Origin of the sequence: Pseudomonas lurida (assembly GCF_002563895.1) — a bacterium.
GTDB classification, from domain to species: domain Bacteria; phylum Pseudomonadota; class Gammaproteobacteria; order Pseudomonadales; family Pseudomonadaceae; genus Aquipseudomonas; species Aquipseudomonas lurida.
The window spans coordinates 1,618,198-1,637,726 of the sequence record NZ_PDJB01000001.1; the positions used below are offsets into that span (position 1 = coordinate 1,618,198).

At 60.3% G+C, this 19,529-nt stretch carries 21 protein-coding genes, 1 tRNA gene and 1 pseudogene; 15 read left to right on the forward strand and 8 right to left on the reverse strand.

The annotated features are described in order from the left end of the window. The first annotated feature begins 57 nt into the window (after positions 1–57). Together ATH90_RS07320 and ATH90_RS07325 are read left to right on the forward strand one after the other, a co-directional pair. The gene (locus tag ATH90_RS07320) at positions 58–729 is read left to right on the forward strand and encodes a response regulator (RefSeq protein WP_017736361.1); all 672 of its coding nucleotides are present in this window, start codon (positions 58–60) and stop codon (positions 727–729) included. Further along, complete coding sequence (locus ATH90_RS07325) at positions 722–2,107, forward strand: sensor histidine kinase (RefSeq protein ID WP_034104116.1); 1,386 nt, start codon at positions 722–724, stop codon at positions 2,105–2,107. The genes ATH90_RS07320 and ATH90_RS07325 overlap by 8 nt, the downstream gene beginning before the upstream one ends. On the opposite strand, the gene ATH90_RS07330 is transcribed toward ATH90_RS07325, so the two are convergent. Further along, positions 2,108–2,929 carry an HDOD domain-containing protein gene (locus ATH90_RS07330; protein WP_034104118.1) on the reverse strand — a complete coding sequence of 274 codons (822 nt, stop codon included), beginning with the start codon at positions 2,927–2,929 and terminating at the stop codon, positions 2,108–2,110. Between the two features lie 36 nt (positions 2,930–2,965). Then, the gene (gene ygfZ / locus ATH90_RS07335) at positions 2,966–3,907 is read right to left on the reverse strand and encodes a CAF17-like 4Fe-4S cluster assembly/insertion protein YgfZ (protein WP_098465960.1); all 942 of its coding nucleotides are present in this window, start codon (positions 3,905–3,907) and stop codon (positions 2,966–2,968) included. Between the two features lie 140 nt (positions 3,908–4,047). Between ygfZ and ATH90_RS07340 the strand changes: the two genes are divergently transcribed. Continuing rightward, the gene (locus ATH90_RS07340) at positions 4,048–4,302 is read left to right on the forward strand and encodes an FAD assembly factor SdhE (RefSeq protein WP_012722757.1); all 255 of its coding nucleotides are present in this window, start codon (positions 4,048–4,050) and stop codon (positions 4,300–4,302) included. After that, positions 4,286–4,732 carry a hypothetical protein gene (locus ATH90_RS07345; RefSeq protein ID WP_098465961.1) on the forward strand — a complete coding sequence of 149 codons (447 nt, stop codon included), beginning with the start codon at positions 4,286–4,288 and terminating at the stop codon, positions 4,730–4,732. The genes ATH90_RS07340 and ATH90_RS07345 overlap by 17 nt, the downstream gene beginning before the upstream one ends. Here ATH90_RS07345 and nadB read toward each other — a convergent pair. Continuing rightward, on the reverse strand, positions 4,701–6,317 hold the full coding sequence (gene nadB, locus ATH90_RS07350; protein ID WP_098465962.1) for an L-aspartate oxidase: 1,617 nt from the start codon (positions 6,315–6,317) through the stop codon (positions 4,701–4,703). The two genes, ATH90_RS07345 and nadB, sit on opposite strands and share 32 nt — an antisense overlap. A gap of 463 nt (positions 6,318–6,780) precedes the next feature. Between nadB and rpoE the strand changes: the two genes are divergently transcribed. Genes rpoE through ATH90_RS07365 form a run of 3 tightly spaced genes read left to right on the forward strand, consistent with a single transcriptional unit; the run spans position 6,781 to position 8,960 of the window. Then, the gene (gene rpoE, locus ATH90_RS07355; RefSeq protein ID WP_003172477.1) at positions 6,781–7,362 is read left to right on the forward strand and encodes an RNA polymerase sigma factor RpoE/AlgU; all 582 of its coding nucleotides are present in this window, start codon (positions 6,781–6,783) and stop codon (positions 7,360–7,362) included. Positions 7,363–7,394: 32 nt separating this feature from the next. Then, entirely contained in the window at positions 7,395–7,982 is a 588-nt protein-coding gene (locus ATH90_RS07360; protein WP_003172479.1) for a sigma-E factor negative regulatory protein, read from the forward strand. Positions 7,983–7,997: 15 nt separating this feature from the next. Beyond that, positions 7,998–8,960, forward strand: coding sequence for a MucB/RseB C-terminal domain-containing protein (locus tag ATH90_RS07365; protein ID WP_034104123.1), 963 nt, complete (start codon positions 7,998–8,000; stop codon positions 8,958–8,960). A 29-nt stretch (positions 8,961–8,989) separates the two neighbouring features. On the opposite strand, the gene ATH90_RS28990 is transcribed toward ATH90_RS07365, so the two are convergent. Continuing rightward, positions 8,990–9,169, reverse strand: a complete 180-nt coding sequence (locus ATH90_RS28990; protein ID WP_105161795.1) for a hypothetical protein — start codon at positions 9,167–9,169, stop codon at positions 8,990–8,992. A 25-nt stretch (positions 9,170–9,194) separates the two neighbouring features. Here ATH90_RS28990 and ATH90_RS07370 point away from each other — a divergent pair, with 25 nt between their 5' ends. Then, positions 9,195–10,634, forward strand: a complete 1,440-nt coding sequence (locus ATH90_RS07370; protein ID WP_034104125.1) for a DegQ family serine endoprotease — start codon at positions 9,195–9,197, stop codon at positions 10,632–10,634. Positions 10,635–10,699: 65 nt separating this feature from the next. Here ATH90_RS07370 and ATH90_RS07375 read toward each other — a convergent pair whose 3' ends face one another. Then, the gene (locus tag ATH90_RS07375) at positions 10,700–12,133 is read right to left on the reverse strand and encodes a M48 family metalloprotease (protein ID WP_034104127.1); all 1,434 of its coding nucleotides are present in this window, start codon (positions 12,131–12,133) and stop codon (positions 10,700–10,702) included. 95 nt (positions 12,134–12,228) lie between these two features. On the opposite strand from ATH90_RS07375, the gene ATH90_RS07380 reads away from it, so the two are divergent. Both ATH90_RS07380 and ATH90_RS07385 read left to right on the forward strand, forming a co-directional pair. Next, positions 12,229–12,468, forward strand: a complete 240-nt coding sequence (locus ATH90_RS07380; protein WP_003172483.1) for a sulfurtransferase TusA family protein — start codon at positions 12,229–12,231, stop codon at positions 12,466–12,468. Between the two features lie 30 nt (positions 12,469–12,498). Continuing rightward, on the forward strand, positions 12,499–13,569 hold the full coding sequence (locus ATH90_RS07385; RefSeq protein WP_069022293.1) for an AI-2E family transporter: 1,071 nt from the start codon (positions 12,499–12,501) through the stop codon (positions 13,567–13,569). 38 nt (positions 13,570–13,607) lie between these two features. Here the strand turns inward: ATH90_RS07385 and ATH90_RS07390 are convergent, their stop codons facing one another. Both ATH90_RS07390 and ATH90_RS07395 read right to left on the reverse strand, forming a co-directional pair. Then, positions 13,608–14,081, reverse strand: coding sequence for a peroxiredoxin (locus ATH90_RS07390; protein ID WP_025855402.1), 474 nt, complete (start codon positions 14,079–14,081; stop codon positions 13,608–13,610). Between the two features lie 10 nt (positions 14,082–14,091). Beyond that, complete coding sequence (locus ATH90_RS07395) at positions 14,092–14,652, reverse strand: glycine cleavage system transcriptional repressor (protein ID WP_003172487.1); 561 nt, start codon at positions 14,650–14,652, stop codon at positions 14,092–14,094. A gap of 273 nt (positions 14,653–14,925) precedes the next feature. On the opposite strand from ATH90_RS07395, the gene dapA reads away from it, so the two are divergent. The 5 genes from dapA (at position 14,926) to ATH90_RS07420 (ending at position 18,613) form a co-directional block, all read left to right on the forward strand. Continuing rightward, entirely contained in the window at positions 14,926–15,804 is an 879-nt protein-coding gene (gene dapA, locus ATH90_RS07400) for a 4-hydroxy-tetrahydrodipicolinate synthase (protein ID WP_098465963.1), read from the forward strand. 17 nt (positions 15,805–15,821) lie between these two features. Then, entirely contained in the window at positions 15,822–16,937 is a 1,116-nt protein-coding gene (bamC, locus tag ATH90_RS07405; protein ID WP_012722775.1) for an outer membrane protein assembly factor BamC, read from the forward strand. A 4-nt stretch (positions 16,938–16,941) separates the two neighbouring features. Beyond that, positions 16,942–17,700, forward strand: a complete 759-nt coding sequence (locus ATH90_RS07410; RefSeq protein ID WP_098465964.1) for an MBL fold metallo-hydrolase — start codon at positions 16,942–16,944, stop codon at positions 17,698–17,700. Between the two features lie 27 nt (positions 17,701–17,727). Further along, complete coding sequence (gene purC / locus ATH90_RS07415) at positions 17,728–18,441, forward strand: phosphoribosylaminoimidazolesuccinocarboxamide synthase (protein ID WP_010212191.1); 714 nt, start codon at positions 17,728–17,730, stop codon at positions 18,439–18,441. A gap of 82 nt (positions 18,442–18,523) precedes the next feature. Beyond that, a tRNA-Ser gene (locus tag ATH90_RS07420) sits at positions 18,524–18,613 on the forward strand. A gap of 63 nt (positions 18,614–18,676) precedes the next feature. Here the strand turns inward: ATH90_RS07420 and ATH90_RS07425 are convergent. Further along, positions 18,677–19,342: pseudogene (locus tag ATH90_RS07425) on the reverse strand (methyl-accepting chemotaxis protein); the annotation flags it as partial. Positions 19,343–19,529 lie beyond the last annotated feature (187 nt).

The window sequence follows — 19,529 nt, forward strand, 5'->3', positions numbered from 1 at the left end:
CCTGTAAACTGCCCGGCAAAGCGTGGTGCCAACCACCCCTGACTGAGGTAGAAATCCATGCGTGTCTTGCTGGTTGAAGACCATCTGCAACTCGCTGAAAGTGTCGCCCAGGCGCTCAAGAGCACGGGTTTGACCGTTGACGTGCTGCACGATGGCGTGGCGGCGGACCTGGCCCTGAGCAGCGAGGAGTACGCCGCGGCGATTCTTGATGTGGGGCTGCCACGCATGGATGGTTTCGAGGTGCTCGCGCGTCTGCGGGCCCGTGGGAAAAATCTTCCGGTGCTGATGCTGACCGCGCGCAGTGATGTCAAAGACCGCGTGCACGGCCTGAACCTGGGGGCGGACGACTACCTTGCCAAACCTTTCGAGCTCACGGAGCTGGAAGCGCGGGTCAAGGCGTTGTTGCGGCGCAGCGTGTTGGGCGGGGAACGGCAGCAGACCTGCGGCGTGTTGGTCTATGACCTCGATACCCGCCGTTTTACCGTGGGCGGCGAGCTGATGACGCTCACCTCCCGCGAGCAAGCGGTGCTGGAAGCGCTGATCGCCCGTCCGGGCCGGGTGATGAGCAAAGAGCAGTTGGCCTCCCAGGTATTCGGCCTGGACGAAGAAGCGAGCCCCGACGCCATCGAAATCTACGTGCACCGCCTGCGCAAGAAACTCGATGGCCAGCCCATCGCCATCGTGACCTTTCGCGGCCTCGGTTATCTGTTGGAAGCCCGCGATGCATAAGCCCAGCAGCCTGCGCTGGCGTCTACTGTGGAACCTGGCGCTGTTGCTGGTGCTGCTGATGTTTGCCAGTGGCATGAGCGCCTACTGGAATGGTCGCGAGGCGGCTGACACTGCCTACGACCGCACACTGTTGGCCTCGGCGCGCACCATCGCCGCCGGCTTGACCCAGGTGGACGGCACCCTGAGTGCCAATGTGCCCTATGTGGCGCTGGATACCTTCGCCTATGACAGTGCCGGGCGTATTTATTACCAGGTCAATGACATCGACCAGAAGTTGATCTCCGGCTATGAAAACCTGCCCGGTCCACCGCCCGGCACGCCACGCACCGATGACTATCCCGCGTTGGCGCGCTTCTATGACGCGGTGTACCAGGGACAGCCGGTGCGCGTGGTCAGCCTGCTCAAGGCCGTCTCCGAACCGAACATGAACGGCATGGCGGAAATTCGCGTAGCCGAAACCGACGAAGCGCGCGTGAGCATGGCCCGCAGCCTTATGGCCGACACCTTGCTGCGCCTGGGCATGCTCGCCGTTGGCGCGTTGTTGCTGGTGTGGTTTGCCGTGAGTGCGGCGTTGCGGCCACTGGAGCGCTTGCGTACGGCGGTGGAGGAGCGCCAGCCTGATGACCTGCGGCCGTTGCCGTTGGTAGAGGTGCAGCACGAGTTTGGCCCGTTGGTGCGCTCCCTTAACCACTTCACCGAACGCCTGCGCGGTCAGTTCGAGCGTCAGGCGCAATTTATTGCCGATGCAGCGCATGAATTGCGTACACCTCTGGCCGCGCTCAAGGCCCGGCTGGAACTGGGCTTGCGTGCAGAGGACCCCGCCACGTGGCGCAGTACCCTCGAAACCGCGGCCCAGGGGACCGACCGCCTGACTCACCTGGCCAACCAATTGTTGTCCCTGGCACGCATCGAAAATGGTGCTCGCGCGATTGCCGAGGGGGGCGCGCAATTGCTCGACCTCAGCCAGCTGGCCCGAGAGCTGGGCATGGCGATGGCGCCGCTGGCTCATGCGCGCGGCGTGGCGCTGGCGTTGGAAGCCGACGAGCCGGTATGGCTGCGCGGGGAGCCAACCCTGTTGAACGAGCTGTTGAGCAATCTGGTGGACAACGCCCTGGCCCACACGCCACCGGGCGGCAATGTGATCCTGCGGGTGACGGCGCCGGCGGTACTGGAAGTGGAAGATGATGGCCCAGGCATCCCGCTGGATGAGCGGGACCGGGTGTTCGAGCGCTTTTACCGGCGCAGCCAGCAGGGTATGGGGTCGGGGCTGGGGCTGGCGATTGTCGGCGAAATCTGCCGGGCGCATCTGGCGCAGATCAGCCTGCACGATGGTGAGCAGGCCGGGTTGAAGGTGCGGGTGAGTTTTGTCGCCGGCTGATCAGTAGAACATCGAGCGGGCTTCATCCAGCTCGGCGCGCAAGGTGTCGCTGTAGGGGTCGATCCGCAGTTTCTTGATCGCTGGCAGCGAGGCAACCGGGATGTTGGCGAGCGGGTGATCGGTGCCGCGATGGCAATACAACACGGCGACCTGCACCAGGTCGATGTAGTCGAGGCTGGGCGAATCGCGCTCCAGGTCCAGGTATTGGCCTGGCAGTTTCGCCAGCATTTCCGGGAAGTCCCAGCCACCGAGCAGTTTGTCGCCCAGTAACGGGTGAATGGTCTCGATGACGTAGTTGAGGCTGACCGGGTCTGACAGCAACTCGTAGTGGTCTTCAGCGTACGTCAGGATCGGCAGCACGCCGATCTGGTGTACCAGGCCGCCGAGGGCTGCCTGGTCGGGCTTGAGCTGGCTGTGGCGGCGGCAAAGGGCGTAACTCACGCCCGCGACTTCCAGGCTGCGGCGCCAGACCTCACGCATCTTTTGTTCGACCACATCGGAGCGGGCGTGGAAGATCTGCTCCATCACCAGTCCGATCGCCAGGTTGCTGCTGTAGTTGGTGCCCAGCCGGGTGATGGCGGTGTGCAGGTCAGTGACTTCCTGGGTTGCGCGCATCAATGGGCTGTTGACCACCTTGATCAGGCGCGCCGACAGCGCGGTGTCGCGACCGATCACTTTGCTCAAGTGGCTGATGCTGATTTCCGGGTCTTCGGCAGCCTGGCGAATCTTCAGGGCTACCTCCGGCAATGTCGGCAGAACCAGGTCATCGTTGTCGATGGCCGTCACTAAAGCCTGTTGGACTTTTTCCGCCAGCATGTTCATTCATGATCTCTAGGGTGTTGCAAAAAAGTACGGCGACTAACGCTGGATCTCTTGGTCACGATCAAGCGTGTAAGGCAGGTCGAGCAGTTGCAACCCCGGACCTTCCAGAGAACCTAGGTGCACATCGCCACTATCGGCAGCTTCGGCTTGCAACACGGCCAGAAGTTCAACGCCCTGGTCGGTTTTTGCAGCAATGACCACCTCGCCGATCGCGCTGTTATGGCTGGGGGCAAACAGTGCAGTACCTGGCTCGGGCATTTCAGGCGCATTGAGGCTCAAGCGGTACAGGCGACGTTTGAGCTTGCCGAGGTACTGCATGCGCGCGACGATTTCCTGGCCGGTGTAGCAGCCTTTCTTGAAGCTTACGCCGCCGACGGCCTGCAGGTTGAGCATCTGCGGTATGAACAGCTCGCGGGTTTGTGGCATGACCTGGCCAATGCCTGCGCGGATCTGGCCCAGCAGCCATTGATTCAATTCGGCTTGTTGCAGGTGTTCAGCCAGGTGGGTGCGCACAGTTTCGGCCTGCTCGGCAGGCACCCAGAGTTCGGCACGGCCGGGGGACACGCGAACGGCGATCGACGCATCGGCGCGAGCGACGCTGTCGGTCTCGGCGGGCAGTTCCAGGCCAAGGCGGGACAGGGCCTGGTCGGCATTCGCCAGGCCGAAACGCACCCAGGCGGCGCTTTCGTCGGTGAGTTTGGACTTGGAAAATACCGCGTACTTCTTCAGGTCTGCCAGTTGCGGCTCCAGCAGTTCGGTGGCCATGGCGAGCAACACGCCGTCACCTTGCAGCAGGATGCGAAAGCTCGACTGCATGCGTCCTTTTTGCGTACACCGCGCGCCGAGGCTCGCCCGGGTGTCGCTCAGGTAATTGAGGTTGCAGGTCAGTTGGCCCTGAAGGAATTTGGCAGCGTCGGCGCCGCGGACGGCAAGAACGCCTTCGTGGGACAGGGGGCAGAAAAAAGCAGAGTCAGCCATGGGTCATCGCAGGTCAAAAAGTCATGGGTGCATCATAGAGGGGCGCCCGGCAAATGGATAGTTTCCGTATGGGGCGACCAAAGCCGACTGTTCCCGTGTCGTCGGGCCTGTATACTTGCCGCCTATTTGAGGAGCGCTCCATGGTCGAAGAAGTAGAAATCAATCGCCTCTACTGGCACAGCCGTCGTGGCATGCTGGAGTTGGATGTGTTGCTGGTGCCTTTCACCAAGGAAGTGTACGCAACGCTCAACCAGGTGGATCGCGACCTCTACGTCAGGCTGCTGACTTGCGAGGATCAGGACATGTTCGGCTGGTTCATGGAGCGCGCCGAATCTGAAGATCCGGAGCTGCAGCGCATGGTCCGGATGATCCTGGATCGTGTCCAGCCCAAGTAATGTCTTCGAATGCCGTTGGCAGGCCTCACGGCTGTTGCTGGCGGCGTATCTCCTTGCCCAGCTGTTTGCGCTGGGTGCGCTTGTACTGATCGATGTGCCTTATTCAAGCCTTGGCCTGCTGCTGTGCCTGGCGCACGCTGCTTGGGTCGTGCCGCGCTCCATCCTGTTGACTCACCGTTCGTCGATTCGTGGCCTGCGTCGCGACGCGGACGGCTGGCAGCTATTCAGTGCCGAGCGCGGCTGGCACAGCGTGCAACTGCGCCCCGACAGCCTCGCCCTGCCGTTGATCGTCGTGCTGCGTTACCGAGTAAAAGGTGAGTGGGCGGTGCGCACAATCTGTGTGCCCATCGATGCGCAGGTCGCCGATGTACATCGGCGCCTGCGTGTGCGCCTCAAGTTCAGCCGCCGTAGGTGGTTGGCACCAGAATAGTGTCGCGCCCCTCGGGCAGCATCTGTGGATAGTCGAGGGTGTAGTGCAGGCCGCGGCTCTCCTTGCGCGCCATCGCCGAGCGGATCATCAGCTCGGCCACTTGGGCCAGGTTGCGCAGCTCGATCAGGTCGCGGCTGACCTTGTAGTTGCTGTAGAACTCATCGATCTCATCCAGCAGTAGCCGTACGCGGTGTTGCGCACGTTGCAGGCGCTTGTTGGTGCGCACGATCCCCACGTAGTCCCACATGAAGCGGCGCAGTTCGTCCCAGTTGTGCGCGATGATCACGTCTTCGTCCGAATCGGTGACCTGGCTGGCGTCCCAGCGGGGCAGGGCGGCAGGCACTGGAATACGTGGCAACTGGTCGAGAATGTCCGCCGCCGCCGAGCGCGCATAGACGAAACACTCCAGCAACGAGTTGCTGGCCATGCGGTTGGCGCCGTGCAGGCCGGTGAAGCTGGTTTCGCCAATCGCGTACAAGCCCGGTACGTCGGTGCGGCCGTGTTGGTCGACCATCACGCCGCCGCAGGTGTAGTGCGCGGCCGGGACGACCGGGATCGGGCCCTTGGTGATATCGATGTTGAAGGTCAGGCAGCGCTCGTAGACGGTGGGGAAGTGCGTCTTGATGAAGGCTTCGGGCTTGTGGCTGATGTCCAGGTAGACGCAGTCGATGCCCAGGCGCTTCATTTCATGGTCGATGGCGCGGGCCACGATATCGCGTGGGGCCAGCTCGGCGCGCGGGTCGAAGCGCTGCATGAAGCGTTCGCCGTTGGGCAGTTTCAGGTGCGCACCTTCGCCACGCAGGGCTTCGGTGATCAGAAAACTCTTGGCCTGCGGGTGATACAGGCAGGTGGGGTGGAACTGGTTGAATTCCAGGTTGGCCACCCGGCAGCCCGAGCGCCAGGCCATGGCGATGCCGTCACCGCAGGCGCCGTCGGGGTTGCTGGTATAGAGGTAGACCTTGGCTGCGCCGCCGGATGCCAGGATGGTGAAACGCGCGCCATAGGTGTCGACTTCGCCACTACCGCGGTTGAGCACGTAGGCGCCCAGGCAGCGTTCGCCGTCAAGGCCCAGGCGTTTTTCGGTGATCAGGTCGACAGCGACGCGTTGCTCGAGCAGTTCGATGTTGGGACGTTGCCGGGCTTGTTCGAGCAGCGTCTTGAAGATCGCAGCGCCGGTGGCGTCGGCGGCATGGATGATGCGGCGGTGGCTATGACCGCCTTCGCGGGTCAGGTGGAACTCGAAACCGCCGTCGTCGCTGCCTGCGTGTTCATCGCGGGTAAAGGGAACACCTTGATCAATCAGCCATTGGATCGCCTCGCGACTGTGCTCGACGGTGAAGCGCACCGCTTCCTCATCGCACAGGCCGCCACCGGCGTTGAGGGTGTCTTCGACGTGCGACTGCACCGTGTCGGTGTCGTCCAGCACGGCTGCGACGCCGCCCTGGGCCCAGAACGTCGAGCCGTTGGCCAGGTCGCCCTTGCTCAATACCGCAATGCGCAGGTGGCTGGGGAGGTTCAGCGCAAGGCTCAATCCGGCTGCGCCGCTGCCGATCACCAGGACATCGTGTTGAAACTGTTGGCTCATTGGAAGGATTCCGCAAAAAGCGATCCGGAGAGGTGGCGCAAACAGGACGCCTGGATCGGCGAATCAAAGGGTCACACGGGCTACTAGTATATAGAGGGGTGGAGCGGCACAATAGCCGGGCATTCGTGGCAATGTGAGATTACGGTGCACGGCTTGGGTAAAATCGACAGGTTATTGAAACGGGAACTTTTTGCATAAGCCCCGACTCAATAGCAGGTTGCCCGAAAGCTGGGAAAACGTTGAGTTTATTGGCCCGTCGGGAGCATTGGACGCGTCAGAAAACCGGCGACAAGATTATTCGCGCAGTCGGCGCTGGCCGTACTGCGTTTTTCGTGTGTGCCAAATCAGTGCGTGCCGGAAACTTGCTTGAAGGGGGAGAACTTTTGCGAAAAGACCGAGTCTATGTTTGCAAGCCTGATCGTTTAGTTATGCAAGCCTCCTTCAAGTACAACGAGGAGTGTTCATGCTAACCCAGGAAGAGGATCAGCAGCTGGTCGAGCGCGTTCAACGCGGCGACAAGCGAGCTTTTGATCTGCTAGTGCTGAAATACCAGCACAAAATTCTCGGGTTGATCGTGCGGTTTGTGCACGACACCCATGAAGCGCAGGACGTTGCACAGGAAGCCTTTATCAAGGCTTACCGTGCACTTGGTAACTTCCGCGGTGATAGTGCGTTTTATACGTGGCTGTACCGCATCGCCATCAACACGGCGAAGAACTATCTGGTGTCTCGCGGACGCCGCCCACCGGATAGCGATGTTAGTTCGGAAGATGCGGAATTTTACGATGGTGATCACGGCCTCAAGGATCTCGAGTCGCCGGAGCGTGCATTGCTGCGCGACGAGATCGAAGGCACCGTTCATCGCACAATTCAGCAACTGCCAGAAGATTTACGTACGGCGTTAACTTTACGTGAATTCGATGGTCTGAGTTACGAAGACATTGCGAGCGTCATGCAGTGTCCGGTGGGGACTGTGAGGTCACGGATTTTCCGGGCCCGGGAAGCCATCGATAAAGCCTTGCAACCGTTGTTGCAAGAAAACTAAAGACAGCGGCGACAGCCAAGAGAGGAACCGCCATGAGTCGTGATGCCCTGCAGGAATCGCTGTCCGCAGTGATGGATAACGAAGCGGATGAACTGGAACTTCGTCGAGTGCTCAACGCATTTGATGATGCCGAAACCCGTGATACCTGGTCTCGTTACCAAGTCGCTCGGGCGGTAATGCACAAGGATCTTCTAATCCCTCGTCTGGATATTGCTGCGGCCGTTTCTGCTGCACTTGCTGATGAAGCCGTTCCGGCAAAAGCTGCTCGTGGTCCATGGCGTAGCCTGGGTCGCCTGGCAGTCGCTGCCTCGGTGACTGTTGCCGTATTGGCTGGTGTTCGCCTGTACAACCAGGACGAAATCGCCGGTGCCGAACTGGCTCAACAGACTCAGCAACCGGTCATGGCAGGTCCGCAAGTCAAAGGCCCAGCGGTACTGGCCGGCTACAAGGAAAGCTCTGACACAACCGGCCCTATGGCCAATGGTGTGTTGCAAGGGCAATCCGGCTGGCAAGACCAGCGTCTTCCAGGCTACCTGCGCCAACACGCACAGGAATCTGCCTTGAAAGGCACTGAAAGTGCTCTGCCCTACGCTCGTGCGGCAAGCCTGGAAAACCGCTAATCCGTAAGGAGCTCTATGCGAGCCATACCGCTCCTTACGCTTTTGCTCAGTGGTTGGTTTGCACTCCCCGCCCATGCCGATGAAGCCCAAGACTGGCTGACTCGACTTGGGCGTGCTGAGCAGCAGCAAAGCTTTCAAGGTACGTTCGTCTACGAACGTAACGGCAGTTTTTCTACCCATGACATCTGGCATCGTGTCCAGAATGGCCAGGTCCGTGAGCGGCTGTTGCAGCTCGATGGTTCTGCGCAGGAAGTCGTGCGGTTGGATGGTCGGACGCAATGTGTCAGCGGCACCCTCGTCGCAGGCCTGGGCAATTCGAGTGGCACTTCGTCACGTTCGCTTGATCCGCAAAAACTCAATCAATTCTACGAACTGGCCGTCATCGGCAAATCCCGCGTGGCCGGTAGAAATGCGGTCATCGTGTCGATCACGCCGCGTGACCAGTACCGTTATGGGTTTGAACTGCACCTGGATCGAGAAACCGCATTGCCGCTCAAGTCCCTGCTGCTGAGCGACCAGGGGCAGTTGCTGGAGCGCTTCCAGTTCACACGGTTAGATACCTCACGGGTGCCGGACGATAGCGATCTGCAGCCGAGCAGCGAATGCACACCGATCGCTGTCACCAATAGCAAGGCGCCACAGGTGCAGTCTACCGAGACGTGGCATATGGAATGGTTGCCGCCGGGCTTTCAGCTGACCAGTACCAGCGCACGCAAAGACACCCAGACCAAAGCGACCGTCGACAGTTTGATGTATGAAGATGGCCTGGCGCGTTTTTCGGTGTTCCTCGAGCCGATCAGCGATGCGAGCGTCACCGAGACCCGTACTCAACTTGGCCCTACGGTAGCTGTATCCCGTCGCCTCAATACGGTGGACGGCGAGATGATGGTGACAGTGGTGGGTGAGATCCCGATCGGCACCGCAGAACGTATTGCGTTGTCGGTGCGCGGTGAAAAAAAGCCGGCCGCCCAGCCTTGAGTCGTTAATCCTATGTTCATCCTGACCTTTCACTGTATTTCCATGCCAGGTTGGCTGCCGAGAGCATGAAATGTCTGGATCAGCATTTTCACTTGCAAAAAACTCTCATGTTTTTTATAGGTCAGGGCTTGTCGGCTCTGGCCTTGTTTTGTTCGCGGAACAAAAATGTCGGTCGCAGTTTCCGGCGTTTCTTGAACCCTGTCGCTCAACCCTGCTCGTCGTAACGGGAGCTGTATGTCGATACCACGTTTGAAGTCTTACCTATCCATAGTCGCCACGGTGTTGGTGCTGGGTCAGGCCTTGCCTGCGCAAGCAGTCGAGCTGCCTGACTTCACCCAATTGGTTGAGCAAGCCTCGCCTGCGGTGGTGAACATCAGTACCACGCAAAAACTGCCGGACCGCAAAGTCTCCAACCAGCAGATGCCAGACCTGGAAGGCCTGCCGCCAATGCTGCGCGAATTCTTCGAGCGCGGCATGCCGCAACAACGCGCTCCTCGTGGTGGCGGTGGTGGCCAGCGTGAGGCTCAGTCCTTGGGCTCGGGCTTCATCATCTCGCCTGACGGCTATATCCTGACCAACAATCACGTGATTGCCGATGCGGACGAGATCCTCGTGCGCCTGGCCGATCGCAGTGAGCTGAAAGCCAAGCTGGTGGGCACCGATCCACGCTCCGACGTGGCATTGCTGAAGATCGAGGGTAAAGACCTGCCCGTGCTCAAACTGGGCAAATCCCAGGACCTGAAAGCCGGGCAATGGGTCGTGGCCATCGGTTCGCCGTTTGGTTTTGACCACACCGTTACCCAAGGCATCGTCAGCGCCATCGGCCGCAGCCTGCCGAATGAAAACTACGTGCCGTTCATCCAGACTGACGTGCCGATCAACCCGGGTAACTCCGGTGGCCCGCTGTTCAACCTGGCGGGTGAAGTGGTCGGCATCAACTCGCAGATCTACACCCGTTCCGGTGGTTTCATGGGTGTATCGTTCGCCATCCCGATCGACGTGGCCATGGATGTTTCCAACCAACTGAAAAGCGGCGGCAAAGTCAGCCGTGGCTGGTTGGGTGTGGTTATCCAGGAAGTGAACAAAGACCTGGCTGAATCCTTCGGCCTCGACAAGCCGGCGGGTGCCTTGGTCGCGCAGATCCAGGACGATGGCCCGGCTGCCAAAGGTGGCTTGCAAGTCGGCGACGTGATCCTGAGCATGAATGGCCAGCCGATTGTCATGTCGGCCGATCTGCCGCACCTGGTGGGCGCGCTCAAGGCTGGCAGCAAGGCCAAGCTGGAAGTGATCCGCGAAGGCAAGCGCCAGACTGTTGAGTTGACCGTGGGCGCAATCCCCGAAGAAGGCGCAACACTGGATGCCCTGGGCAACGCCAAGCCGGGTGCCGAACGCAGCAGCAACCGCCTGGGTATTGCCGTGGCTGAGCTGACCGATGAGCAGAAGAAAGCGTTCGACCTCAAGAGCGGCGTCGTGATCAAGGAAGTGCAGGACGGCCCTGCGTCCCTGATCGGCCTGCAGCCAGGTGACGTGATCACCCACCTGAACAACCAGGCAATCGATACCACCAAGCAGTTCACCGACATCGCCAAGGCGTTGCCGAAGAACCGCTCGGTGTCGATGCGTGTGCTGCGTCAGGGACGTGCGAGCTTCATTACCTTCAAGCTGGCTGAGTAAACCGTTAAAAACAAAAAGCCCCGCCTTCGTTGAACGAAGGCGGGGCTTTTTTGTGGACGAAGGGTTTAGCTCATCATGCCTTTTACCAAGCGTTCCTGTTCGATAAGCTCGCGCTGGCGTGCGTCGATACGGGAAGACAGCGGGAAATTGTTGCCAGCGCGACGCTTGGCAAAATCCAGTTGTTGGATGGCCTGCTGGAAATCACCCACCAAGGCAAAGTACTCGGCACGCGCCTGATGCAGGCCGATGATGTTGCCGGACAAGCCGCGTGTCTCCGCGACCTGATACCAGACGTCCGGGTCATCCGGGCGAGACTTGAGCAAGCTGTCCAACGCCTTTTCCGCGTCTGCCGTGCGGTTTTGCTTGAGCAGCAGATCCACGCGCATCTGATTCAACGGATAGTTGCCCGGGTACTGGGTCAGCATCCGATCCGTGCGTTGCTGGGCATCGGGCAGACGGCTGTTGTCGATGTCCAACTGGATCTGCGCCAAGTTGTAGGTAATGTCGTTGGGCGCCTTGGCCAGCAATGGCGCCAGGTTTTCCCGTGCCTGTTTGAACTGCGAGCCTTTGATCTGAGCGATAGCCAGGCCATAGCGCGCGACATCGTTCTTCGGGTTCTCGTCCAACTGCGCCTGGAAGCGCTTGGCAGCGAGGCCGGAGGTGTCTTCGTATTGCAACTGAACCCGTGCGCGAATCAGCTGATAGCGCAGGCTGTCTTCCTTGCCGCCAGGCTTGGCCTGCTCGGCACGGTTGCGGGTGTCGGCGATCCGCGATTCGGTGACCGGGTGCGTCAACAGGAATTCCGGTGGCTTGGCATCGAAACGGTACTGGCGCATCAGGCGTTCGAACATGGTCGGCATGGAGCGCGGGTCGTAACCGGCTTTTTCCAGGTTGACGATGCCGATACGGTCCGCCTCTTGTTCGTTCTGGCGCGAGAACCTGCGTTGTTCCTGGATCGCGGCGGCCTGCGTGCCGGCAATGGCAGCAATGCCGGCATCGCCTGCACCGGCGGCCGCCGCAATGATGCCGCCCAGCAGGGCAGCCATCATCGGGAGCTGCATGCGCTGCTGCGCTTCAACGCCACGGGCGAAGTGGCGTTGGGACAAATGCGCCAATTCGTGGGCCAGTACCGAGGCATATTCGCCCTCGGTCTGGGCGTTGAGGAACAGGCCGCCATTGACGCCAACAATACCGCCGGGTGCGGCAAAGGCGTTCAGTTGCGGGCTGTTGATCAGGATGAACTCGAGGCGCCGGTCGTTGACCTGGCTGGTCTCCACCAGTTTATACACGCTGGTTTCGACGTAATCCTTGAGCTGCGGATCGTTGAGCTGCGAGACCTGGCCCCGCAGGTAGGCCAGCCAGGCGCGGCCTAATTGGTATTCCTGTTGTGGCGAGACAATGGCAGAACTGGCGTCGCCAAGTGACGGCAGGTCGTCAGCGAAGCCTGGGGAGGCCAGCAGGCAAGCCAGCGTCAGCAGGGTAGGGCGCAAAAAAGTCATGCACAGAGCCTTTCGACAAAGAGCTTACTGTAGCCGGACACTGAGCTTCGGACCAGATATTCTAAGCAACCCAAACGCGTGTCCGGAGTAAAAACATGACCGACGCTGTAGCCTTTGATGCCGAACTCGATGCCAGTGGTCTCAATTGCCCTTTGCCCTTGCTCAAGGCCAAGCTGGAGCTCAATCGTTTGGCCAGTGGCGCAGTACTCAAGGTGATCGCTACGGACGCGGGCTCCCAGCGTGATTTCCGTACGTTTGCCAAGCTGGCCGGCCACACCCTGTTGCATGAAGAAGACGTCGCCGGTGTGTACCGTTACTGGTTGCGCAAGGCCTGAACCGTTTGCCCCATCACCCGAGGTTGATTGATGTTCAAAGTGTTACGAGACTGGATTCAGCGCTACTTCTCCGATGAGGAGGCCGTTGTGCTGGCGGTCCTGCTGTTCCTGGCCTTTACAGCCGTGCTCACCTTGGGTGGCATGTTGGCGCCGGTATTGGCCGGGATGGTGCTGGCCTACCTGATGCAGGGCCTGGTGACGACGCTGGAACGCTTGCGCCTGCCGGGCGGGGTCGCGGTGGGGCTGGTGTTCGCCTTGTTCATGAGCCTGTTGGTGCTGTTTATCGTGGTGGTATTGCCACTGCTATGGCACCAACTGATCACGCTGTTCAATGAGTTGCCGGGCATGCTCGCCAAGTGGCAGTCGCTGTTGCTGCTGTTGCCGGAGCGTTATCCGCACCTGGTGTCGGACGAGCAGGTGTTGCAAGCCATCGACGTGGCGCGCGGCGAGATCGGAAAGTTCGGCCAGTGGGCGCTGACCTTTTCCCTGTCCAGCCTGCCGCTGCTGGTCAACATCATGATCTACCTGGTGCTGGTGCCGATCCTGGTGTTTTTCTTCCTCAAGGACCGCGCCATGATCGGGCGTTGGGTGCGTGGCTACTTGCCGCGCGAGAGGGCGCTGATCACTCGCGTGGCCGAAGAGATGAACCGACAGATCGCCAACTACATCCGTGGCAAGGTCATCGAGATCATTATCTGCGGAGGCGTGACCTATATCGCCTTTATTGCCCTGGACCTGAACTACGCAGCCTTGCTGGCTTTGCTTGTAGGGATTTCGGTCGTGGTCCCGTATGTCGGCGCCGTGGTGGTGACCGTGCCCGTGACGTTGATCGCCTTGTTCCAGTGGGGGTGGAGCGACCAGTTCATTTACCTGATGGCGGTGTACGGGATCATCCAGACCCTGGATGGCAACGTGCTGGTGCCGTTGCTGTTCTCGGAGGCGGTCAACCTGCATCCGGTAGCGATCATCTGCGCAGTGCTGCTGTTTGGTGGGCTGTGGGGGTTCTGGGGCGTGTTCTTTGCGATCCCGCTGGCGACGCTGTTCAAGGCGGTGCTGGATGCGTGGCCACGGCAAGAGCCGGTAGTTGCACCGCTGTTGTAGTGAGCGGGGCAAGCCCGCTCACTGCACTGGTCAGCGTTTCAAGCCTTGTTCAAAGCCTGCGCCGCGGCCAGAACGGCATCCACGTGCCCCGGCACTTTCACGCCACGCCATTCCTGGCGCAGCACACCTTCGCTGTCGATCAGGAAGGTGCTGCGATCCACGCCCAGGTATTCCTTGCCGTACAGCTTCTTCAACTTGATCACATCAAACAGCTGGCAAACCGCTTCATCCTTGTCGCTGATCAGCTCGAAGGGGAATTCCTGCTTGCCCTTGAAGTTTTCGTGGGACTTCACGCTGTCTCGCGACACGCCGAACACTTCGGTGTTGGCTGCCTTGAATGCTGCATATTGGTCGCGAAAGCCCTGGCCTTCGGTGGTGCAGCCTGGCGTGCTGTCCTTCGGGTAGAAGTAGATCACCACTTGCTTGCCCTTGAGGGCGGCGAGGCTGAAGGTCTGGCCGCTGGTGGCCTGGGCTTCGAAATCGGCTACGGGTTTGTCGATGACTACTGCCATGAAAACTTCCTTACATTGGGTTCTGTGGGCGCCATGGCTCGATCAAGGCGTCGAGGTTCAGGGCATCGGCGAAATCCAGGAACTGATCGCGCAGCCAGCTGATCTGCACGCCAGCCGGCAAGGTCACGGTAAAGGTGGCGTTCAACATGGTGCCGCCGGTTTGCGGAGCCTGGTAGGTGTCGCAGGTCAGGTTCTCCAACTCGACGTTATGGTCGATGAAGAACTGGCATAGCTCGTTGACGATGTCCGAGCGGTAGGCCGAACTGACATACGCCACATACGGCAGGGCCTGGGGACGATTCTCCAGGGCCGCACTGCGCACTACATTGACGGTGAAGTCATGCTTCTTGGCCAGGCCCGGCAGGCCGGTTTCCAGGCGCGCCAGGGCATCCCAGGTGCCGGAGATCTGCAGGACCAGCGCGCTGCACTCGCCATGGCGGGTCAGGCGGGAGGTCACGACGGCGCAGCGGTTTTCATGGCTGGCGCGGCACAGGACGTTGGTCAGCTCCATGGGGTTGGCGCCGAGGGCACTGATAACAAGGAATTGTTCGCGAACTGTGGGGGTGGACATGCAGCCTTCCTAAAACGATGAGCGGTCGATACTGTGAGGGCCGTATCGATCAAAGGATGAAGGGTAGCGAAAACCGCCGCCAAGGGATAGGAGGTGGCGTTTTCATTGCGTGATCGGTCTGATTTCAGCGTGATTCAAGGCCTGCTTTTTCCCAATGATGGCATTGCCCGTCGTTTAGTTGCGCCAGAACGCATCCTCAGGCGGTACTTCGCTTGTGCAAGCATCTTGGCGCCAGTACCATTACGGCTCTCTTTTTCCGGCAGGAGCGGTTGCATGATTGCGGGCAGTATGGTGGCACTGGTCACACCCATGGATGCACAAGGTCATCTCGACTGGGACAGCCTGGGCAAACTGGTGGACTTCCACCTGCAAGAAGGCACCAATGCCATCGTGGCGGTCGGCACCACAGGTGAATCGGCCACCCTCGATGTGGAAGAACACATTCAGGTGATCGAATTCGTGGTCAAGCGGGTCGCGGGTCGTATTGCCGTGATCGCCGGTACCGGCGCCAACTCCACGCGTGAAGCGATCGAGCTGACCAAAAACGCCAAGAAGGCCGGTGCCGATGCCTGCCTGCTGGTGACGCCCTACTACAACAAGCCGACCCAGGAAGGCCTGTACCAGCACTTCCGCGCCATTGCCGAAGCGGTCGACATCCCGCAGATCCTCTATAACGTGCCGGGTCGTACCGCCTGCGATATGAAGGCCGACACCGTGATCCGCCTGTCCACCGTGCCGAACATCATCGGTATCAAGGAAGCCACCGGCGACCTGCAGCGCGCCAAGGACATCCTGGCCGGCGTGAGCAGCGATTTCCTGGTGTATTCCGGTGACGACGCCACCGCTGTCGAGCTGATCCTGTTGGGCGGCAAAGGCAACATCTCCGTGACCGCCAACGTGGTCCCGCGTGCCATGAGCCAAATGTGCGCCGCCGCCATTGCCGGCGACGCCGTCACCGCCCGCGCGATCCACGAGAAGCTGATGCCGCTCAACAAGACACTGTTTATCGAATCCAACCCTATTCCCGTGAAATGGGCACTGACTGAAATGGGCATGATGCCGGACGGTATCCGTCTGCCGCTCACCCGTCTCAGCGACGCCTGTCACGAACCGCTGCGACAGGCCCTGCGCCAGTCCGGCGTCCTGGTTTAATTGAGGAAGCACTACGCATGAAGCGATTGGCCGGACTTTCCGCACTTGCCTTGATTATCTCCAGCACCAGTGGCTGCGGTTGGATCTGGGGCCCGGAAGGCTACTTCCGTGACCGCGGCAGCGATTACCTGGAAGCACAACCCACCAAACCGATGGAATTGCCGCCAGGCGTCAACGTCGCCAAGCGCCTTGACCCGTTGCTGCCCATTCCGCGCAACGTCGCCGACGACACCACCAAGGGTGAGTACGTGGTGCCGCGTCCACAGCCGATCTCGGCCGTGGCGGATGCCAGTGACTACAGCCTGCAGAAAAGCGGCGACTCTCGCTGGATCGTGGCTCAGCGCCCACCTGCCGAAGTCTGGCCGGTGGCCGTGCAGTTCTTCCAGGACAACGGTTTCCGCATCGACGAGCAACGCCCGCAGACCGGCGAGTTCACCACTGCATGGCAGCAGGGCAGCGAACTGTCCGCCACCATGGCCAAGCGCTTGCAGGCCGGTGGCGTCGCCGCTGACAGCGAAGCCCGCGTGCGTGTACGCATCGAGCCAGGCGTGCAGCGTAATACCAGTGAAGTCTACGTAGTCAGCGCCGAGCGTCCTGCCGGCAGCACCGCCAACGTTGATTTCACCAACCGTTCGGTCAACACCGGTGTCGACTCGGCGCTGGTCGACGAGATGCTGGCGAGCATGAGCCGTATTTCCGAGAAGGGCGGTTCGGTTTCCCTGCTCGCCGCACGTGATTACGACACCCCGAGCCGCGTCAGCCTCACCGAGGACGGCAGCGGCAACGTGGTGCTCAACCTGGGTGAAGACCTCGACCGTGCCTGGGCCAGTGTTGGCCGCGCGTTGGAGCAGGGCCCTTGGCGTGTTGAAGACATCAACCGCAGCCTGGGCCTGTACTACATCAACGTGGCCGAGAAGGCCGAGCGTAAGGATGAAGAGCCTGGTTTCTTCGGCAAGCTGTTCGGCAGCAAGCCGACCAAGGAAGAAATCGAGACCCGTGCCGAGCGTTACCAGGTTCGCCTGAGCAAGGTTGGCGAGAGCGTGCAGGTCACCGTCGAGAAGAACATCAATACCGTTGCGCCGGCTGAAACAGCGCGCAAAGTGTTGGGCGTGATTCAAGACAACCTGGGCTGATCCGGTGCGTTTTGCCGTTCTCGGCAGCGGTAGCCAAGGGAACGGTACGCTGGTCGCCCACGACGATACGTACGTGCTGGTGGATTGTGGTTTCTCGCTACGAGAAACCGAGCGGCGCCTGCTGCGCCTGGGGGTTCACCCCGCGCAGCTGAGCGCGATTCTGGTGACCCACGAACATGCCGACCACGTGCATGGCGTGGGTTTGCTGTCTCGGCGCTACAATATTCCGGTGTACCTCAGTCGCGGTACCTTGCGCGGGATGCGCAAACCCATTGAACCCGCAGGTTTCCTGGCCGGCGGCGAGCAGCTGCAAATCGGAGCCTTGAGCGTCGAAGTGATTGCCGTGGCGCACGACGCCCAGGAACCGACGCAGTATGTATTCAGTGATGGTGAACGGCGCTTCGGCGTACTGACCGACCTGGGCTCCTATTGCGCCAAGGTGCTGGACGGCTACCGGAACCTCGATGCCTTGATGATCGAGTCCAACCACTGCCGAGAGCTGCTGGCTCGCGGCCATTACCCCTACTTTCTCAAGCAGCGGGTAGGCGGCGAACTGGGACATTTGAACAACCACCAGGCGGCGTACCTGGTGTATGAGTTGGGCTGGCAAGACTTGCAACACCTGGTCCTGGCCCACCTGAGCAGCAAGAACAACCTGCCGCAGCTGGCCCGGCAATGTTTTGTCGACACCCTCGGGTGTGACCCGGACTGGCTGCAACTGGCCGATCAAGATTCAGGGCTCGACTGGCGACACATCGCCTAGCCCACCATTTAGCAAGCGGAGCCCATCATGGAAAAACGTGAAGAACTCTACCGCGGCAAAGCCAAGTCGGTGTACAAGACCGACGACGCCAACCGCCTGATCCTGCTGTTTCGCAACGACACCTCGGCGTTCGACGGCAAGCGCATCGAACAGCTCGATCGCAAAGGCATGGTGAACAACAAGTTCAACGCCTTCATCATGCAAAAGCTCGAAGCGGCCGGCATTCCGACCCAGTTCGACAAGCTGCTGGGCGACAACGAGTGCCTGGTCAAGAAACTCGACATGATCCCGGTTGAATGCGTCGTGCGTAACTACGCCGCTGGCAGCCTGGTCAAGCGCCTGGGCGTGGAAGAGGGCCTCAAGCTCAATCCCTACACCTTCGAGCTGTTCCTGAAGGACGACGCCAAGGGTGACCCGTTCATCAACGAATCCCACGTCGTGGCGTTCGGCTGGGGCACCGCTGAGCAACTGGCGCGCATGAAGGAGTTGTCCCTCAAGGTCAACGACGTGCTGAGCAAGCTGTTCGACGATGCAGGCCTGCTGCTGGTGGACTTCAAGCTTGAGTTTGGCGTATTCCACGACGGCTCCATCGTCCTGGGCGACGAGTTCAGCCCGGACGGCTGCCGCCTGTGGGACAAGGACACCAAGAAGAAGATGGACAAAGACCGCTTCCGCCAGGGCCTCGGTGACGTCATCGAAGCCTATGAAGAAGTCGCCAATCGTCTCGGCGTACCGCTTTAATCGACGCAAGCATCTGATAGCACGGAAAAAATCGCTTCGGCGCTTTGCATCCACTAATCATGCTGTTATGATGCGCGCCGTTGGAGAGATGCCAGAGTGGCCGAATGGGACGGATTCGAAATCCGTTGTACCTTCACCGGTACCTAGGGTTCGAATCCCTATCTCTCCGCCATTACACAGAAAAAGCCCCGTAGCTGAACAAGCTACGGGGCTTTTTCGTTTCTGGGGATAAACCCTAAACCACAAACTTCGCAATCATCGTATTGAGATCCACCGCCAAGCGCGAAAGCTCCTGGCTGGCTGCAGTCGTCTGGTTCGCACCGGCGGCAGTCTGGGCCGACAGGTCACGGATATTGGTCAGGTTGCGATCCACCTCCCGGGCCACTTGGGCCTGTTCCTCGGAGGCGCTGGCGATGATCAGGTTGCCTTCGGTGATTCGGGTGATTGCATGGGTGATCTGCTCCAGTGACTCTCCCGCACTGTGGGCCACGGTCAGTGTCGAGCGTGCGCGTTCATTGCTGCTGTGCATCGCCGAGACCGCTTGGGTCGAGCCTTTTTGCACGCCGCTGACCATCTGTTCGATTTCCTGGGTCGACTGCTGGGTTCGATGGGCCAGCGCGCGGACTTCGTCGGCCACCACGGCGAAACCACGACCCGCCTCACCGGCGCGGGCGGCCTCGATGGCTGCGTTCAGGGCCAGCAGGTTGGTTTGTTCGGCAATGGCACGGATCACGTCCAAAACCTTGGTGATGTCCTGGACGCTATCGGCCAGGCTCTGGATTTCCCCGGTTGCCGACGTCACTTCTTCGGCCAGCAGCGAAATCGACGCGACGGTGTCCATGACATGGCTGTGGCCGTTGCCTGCCAGGGTGTCACCGTCGCGTGAGGCATCGGCGGTGCTGAACGTGAAATCGGTGGTGGACTTGGCGGACGTTGCCCGGCGCAATAATCTGATTTGATGCGGTATGAAGTGCGACCTACATTAAGATCGCGCCTGTCTTACACATTTCCAAAACGTTGCGCACAGGCCCCGCATTGCGACCCTCCAGGGAACTCATTATCTTTCGGTCTCGACGATTTCTAAGGTA

Bases quoted from the DNA above. Each gene is read 5' to 3' on its own strand.
- ATH90_RS07375 (WP_034104127.1), bottom strand. From the start codon at position 12,133: ATGACTTTTTTGCGCCCTACCCTGCTGACGCTGGCTTGCCTGCTGGCC.
- bamC (WP_012722775.1), top strand. From the start codon at position 15,822: ATGAAGCGATTGGCCGGACTTTCCGCACTTGCCTTGATTATCTCCAGC.
- purC (WP_010212191.1), top strand. From the start codon at position 17,728: ATGGAAAAACGTGAAGAACTCTACCGCGGCAAAGCCAAGTCGGTGTAC.
- ATH90_RS07380 (WP_003172483.1), top strand. From the start codon at position 12,229: ATGACCGACGCTGTAGCCTTTGATGCCGAACTCGATGCCAGTGGTCTC.
- nadB (WP_098465962.1), bottom strand. From the start codon at position 6,317: ATGAGCCAACAGTTTCAACACGATGTCCTGGTGATCGGCAGCGGCGCA.
- ATH90_RS07370 (WP_034104125.1), top strand. From the start codon at position 9,195: ATGTCGATACCACGTTTGAAGTCTTACCTATCCATAGTCGCCACGGTG.
- ATH90_RS07395 (WP_003172487.1), bottom strand. From the start codon at position 14,652: ATGTCCACCCCCACAGTTCGCGAACAATTCCTTGTTATCAGTGCCCTC.
- ATH90_RS07360 (WP_003172479.1), top strand. From the start codon at position 7,395: ATGAGTCGTGATGCCCTGCAGGAATCGCTGTCCGCAGTGATGGATAAC.
- rpoE (WP_003172477.1), top strand. From the start codon at position 6,781: ATGCTAACCCAGGAAGAGGATCAGCAGCTGGTCGAGCGCGTTCAACGC.
- ATH90_RS07365 (WP_034104123.1), top strand. From the start codon at position 7,998: ATGCGAGCCATACCGCTCCTTACGCTTTTGCTCAGTGGTTGGTTTGCA.
- ATH90_RS07390 (WP_025855402.1), bottom strand. From the start codon at position 14,081: ATGGCAGTAGTCATCGACAAACCCGTAGCCGATTTCGAAGCCCAGGCC.
- ATH90_RS07340 (WP_012722757.1), top strand. From the start codon at position 4,048: ATGGTCGAAGAAGTAGAAATCAATCGCCTCTACTGGCACAGCCGTCGT.
- ygfZ (WP_098465960.1), bottom strand. From the start codon at position 3,907: ATGGCTGACTCTGCTTTTTTCTGCCCCCTGTCCCACGAAGGCGTTCTT.
- ATH90_RS07330 (WP_034104118.1), bottom strand. From the start codon at position 2,929: ATGAACATGCTGGCGGAAAAAGTCCAACAGGCTTTAGTGACGGCCATC.
- ATH90_RS07385 (WP_069022293.1), top strand. From the start codon at position 12,499: ATGTTCAAAGTGTTACGAGACTGGATTCAGCGCTACTTCTCCGATGAG.
- ATH90_RS07320 (WP_017736361.1), top strand. From the start codon at position 58: ATGCGTGTCTTGCTGGTTGAAGACCATCTGCAACTCGCTGAAAGTGTC.
- ATH90_RS07325 (WP_034104116.1), top strand. From the start codon at position 722: ATGCATAAGCCCAGCAGCCTGCGCTGGCGTCTACTGTGGAACCTGGCG.
- dapA (WP_098465963.1), top strand. From the start codon at position 14,926: ATGATTGCGGGCAGTATGGTGGCACTGGTCACACCCATGGATGCACAA.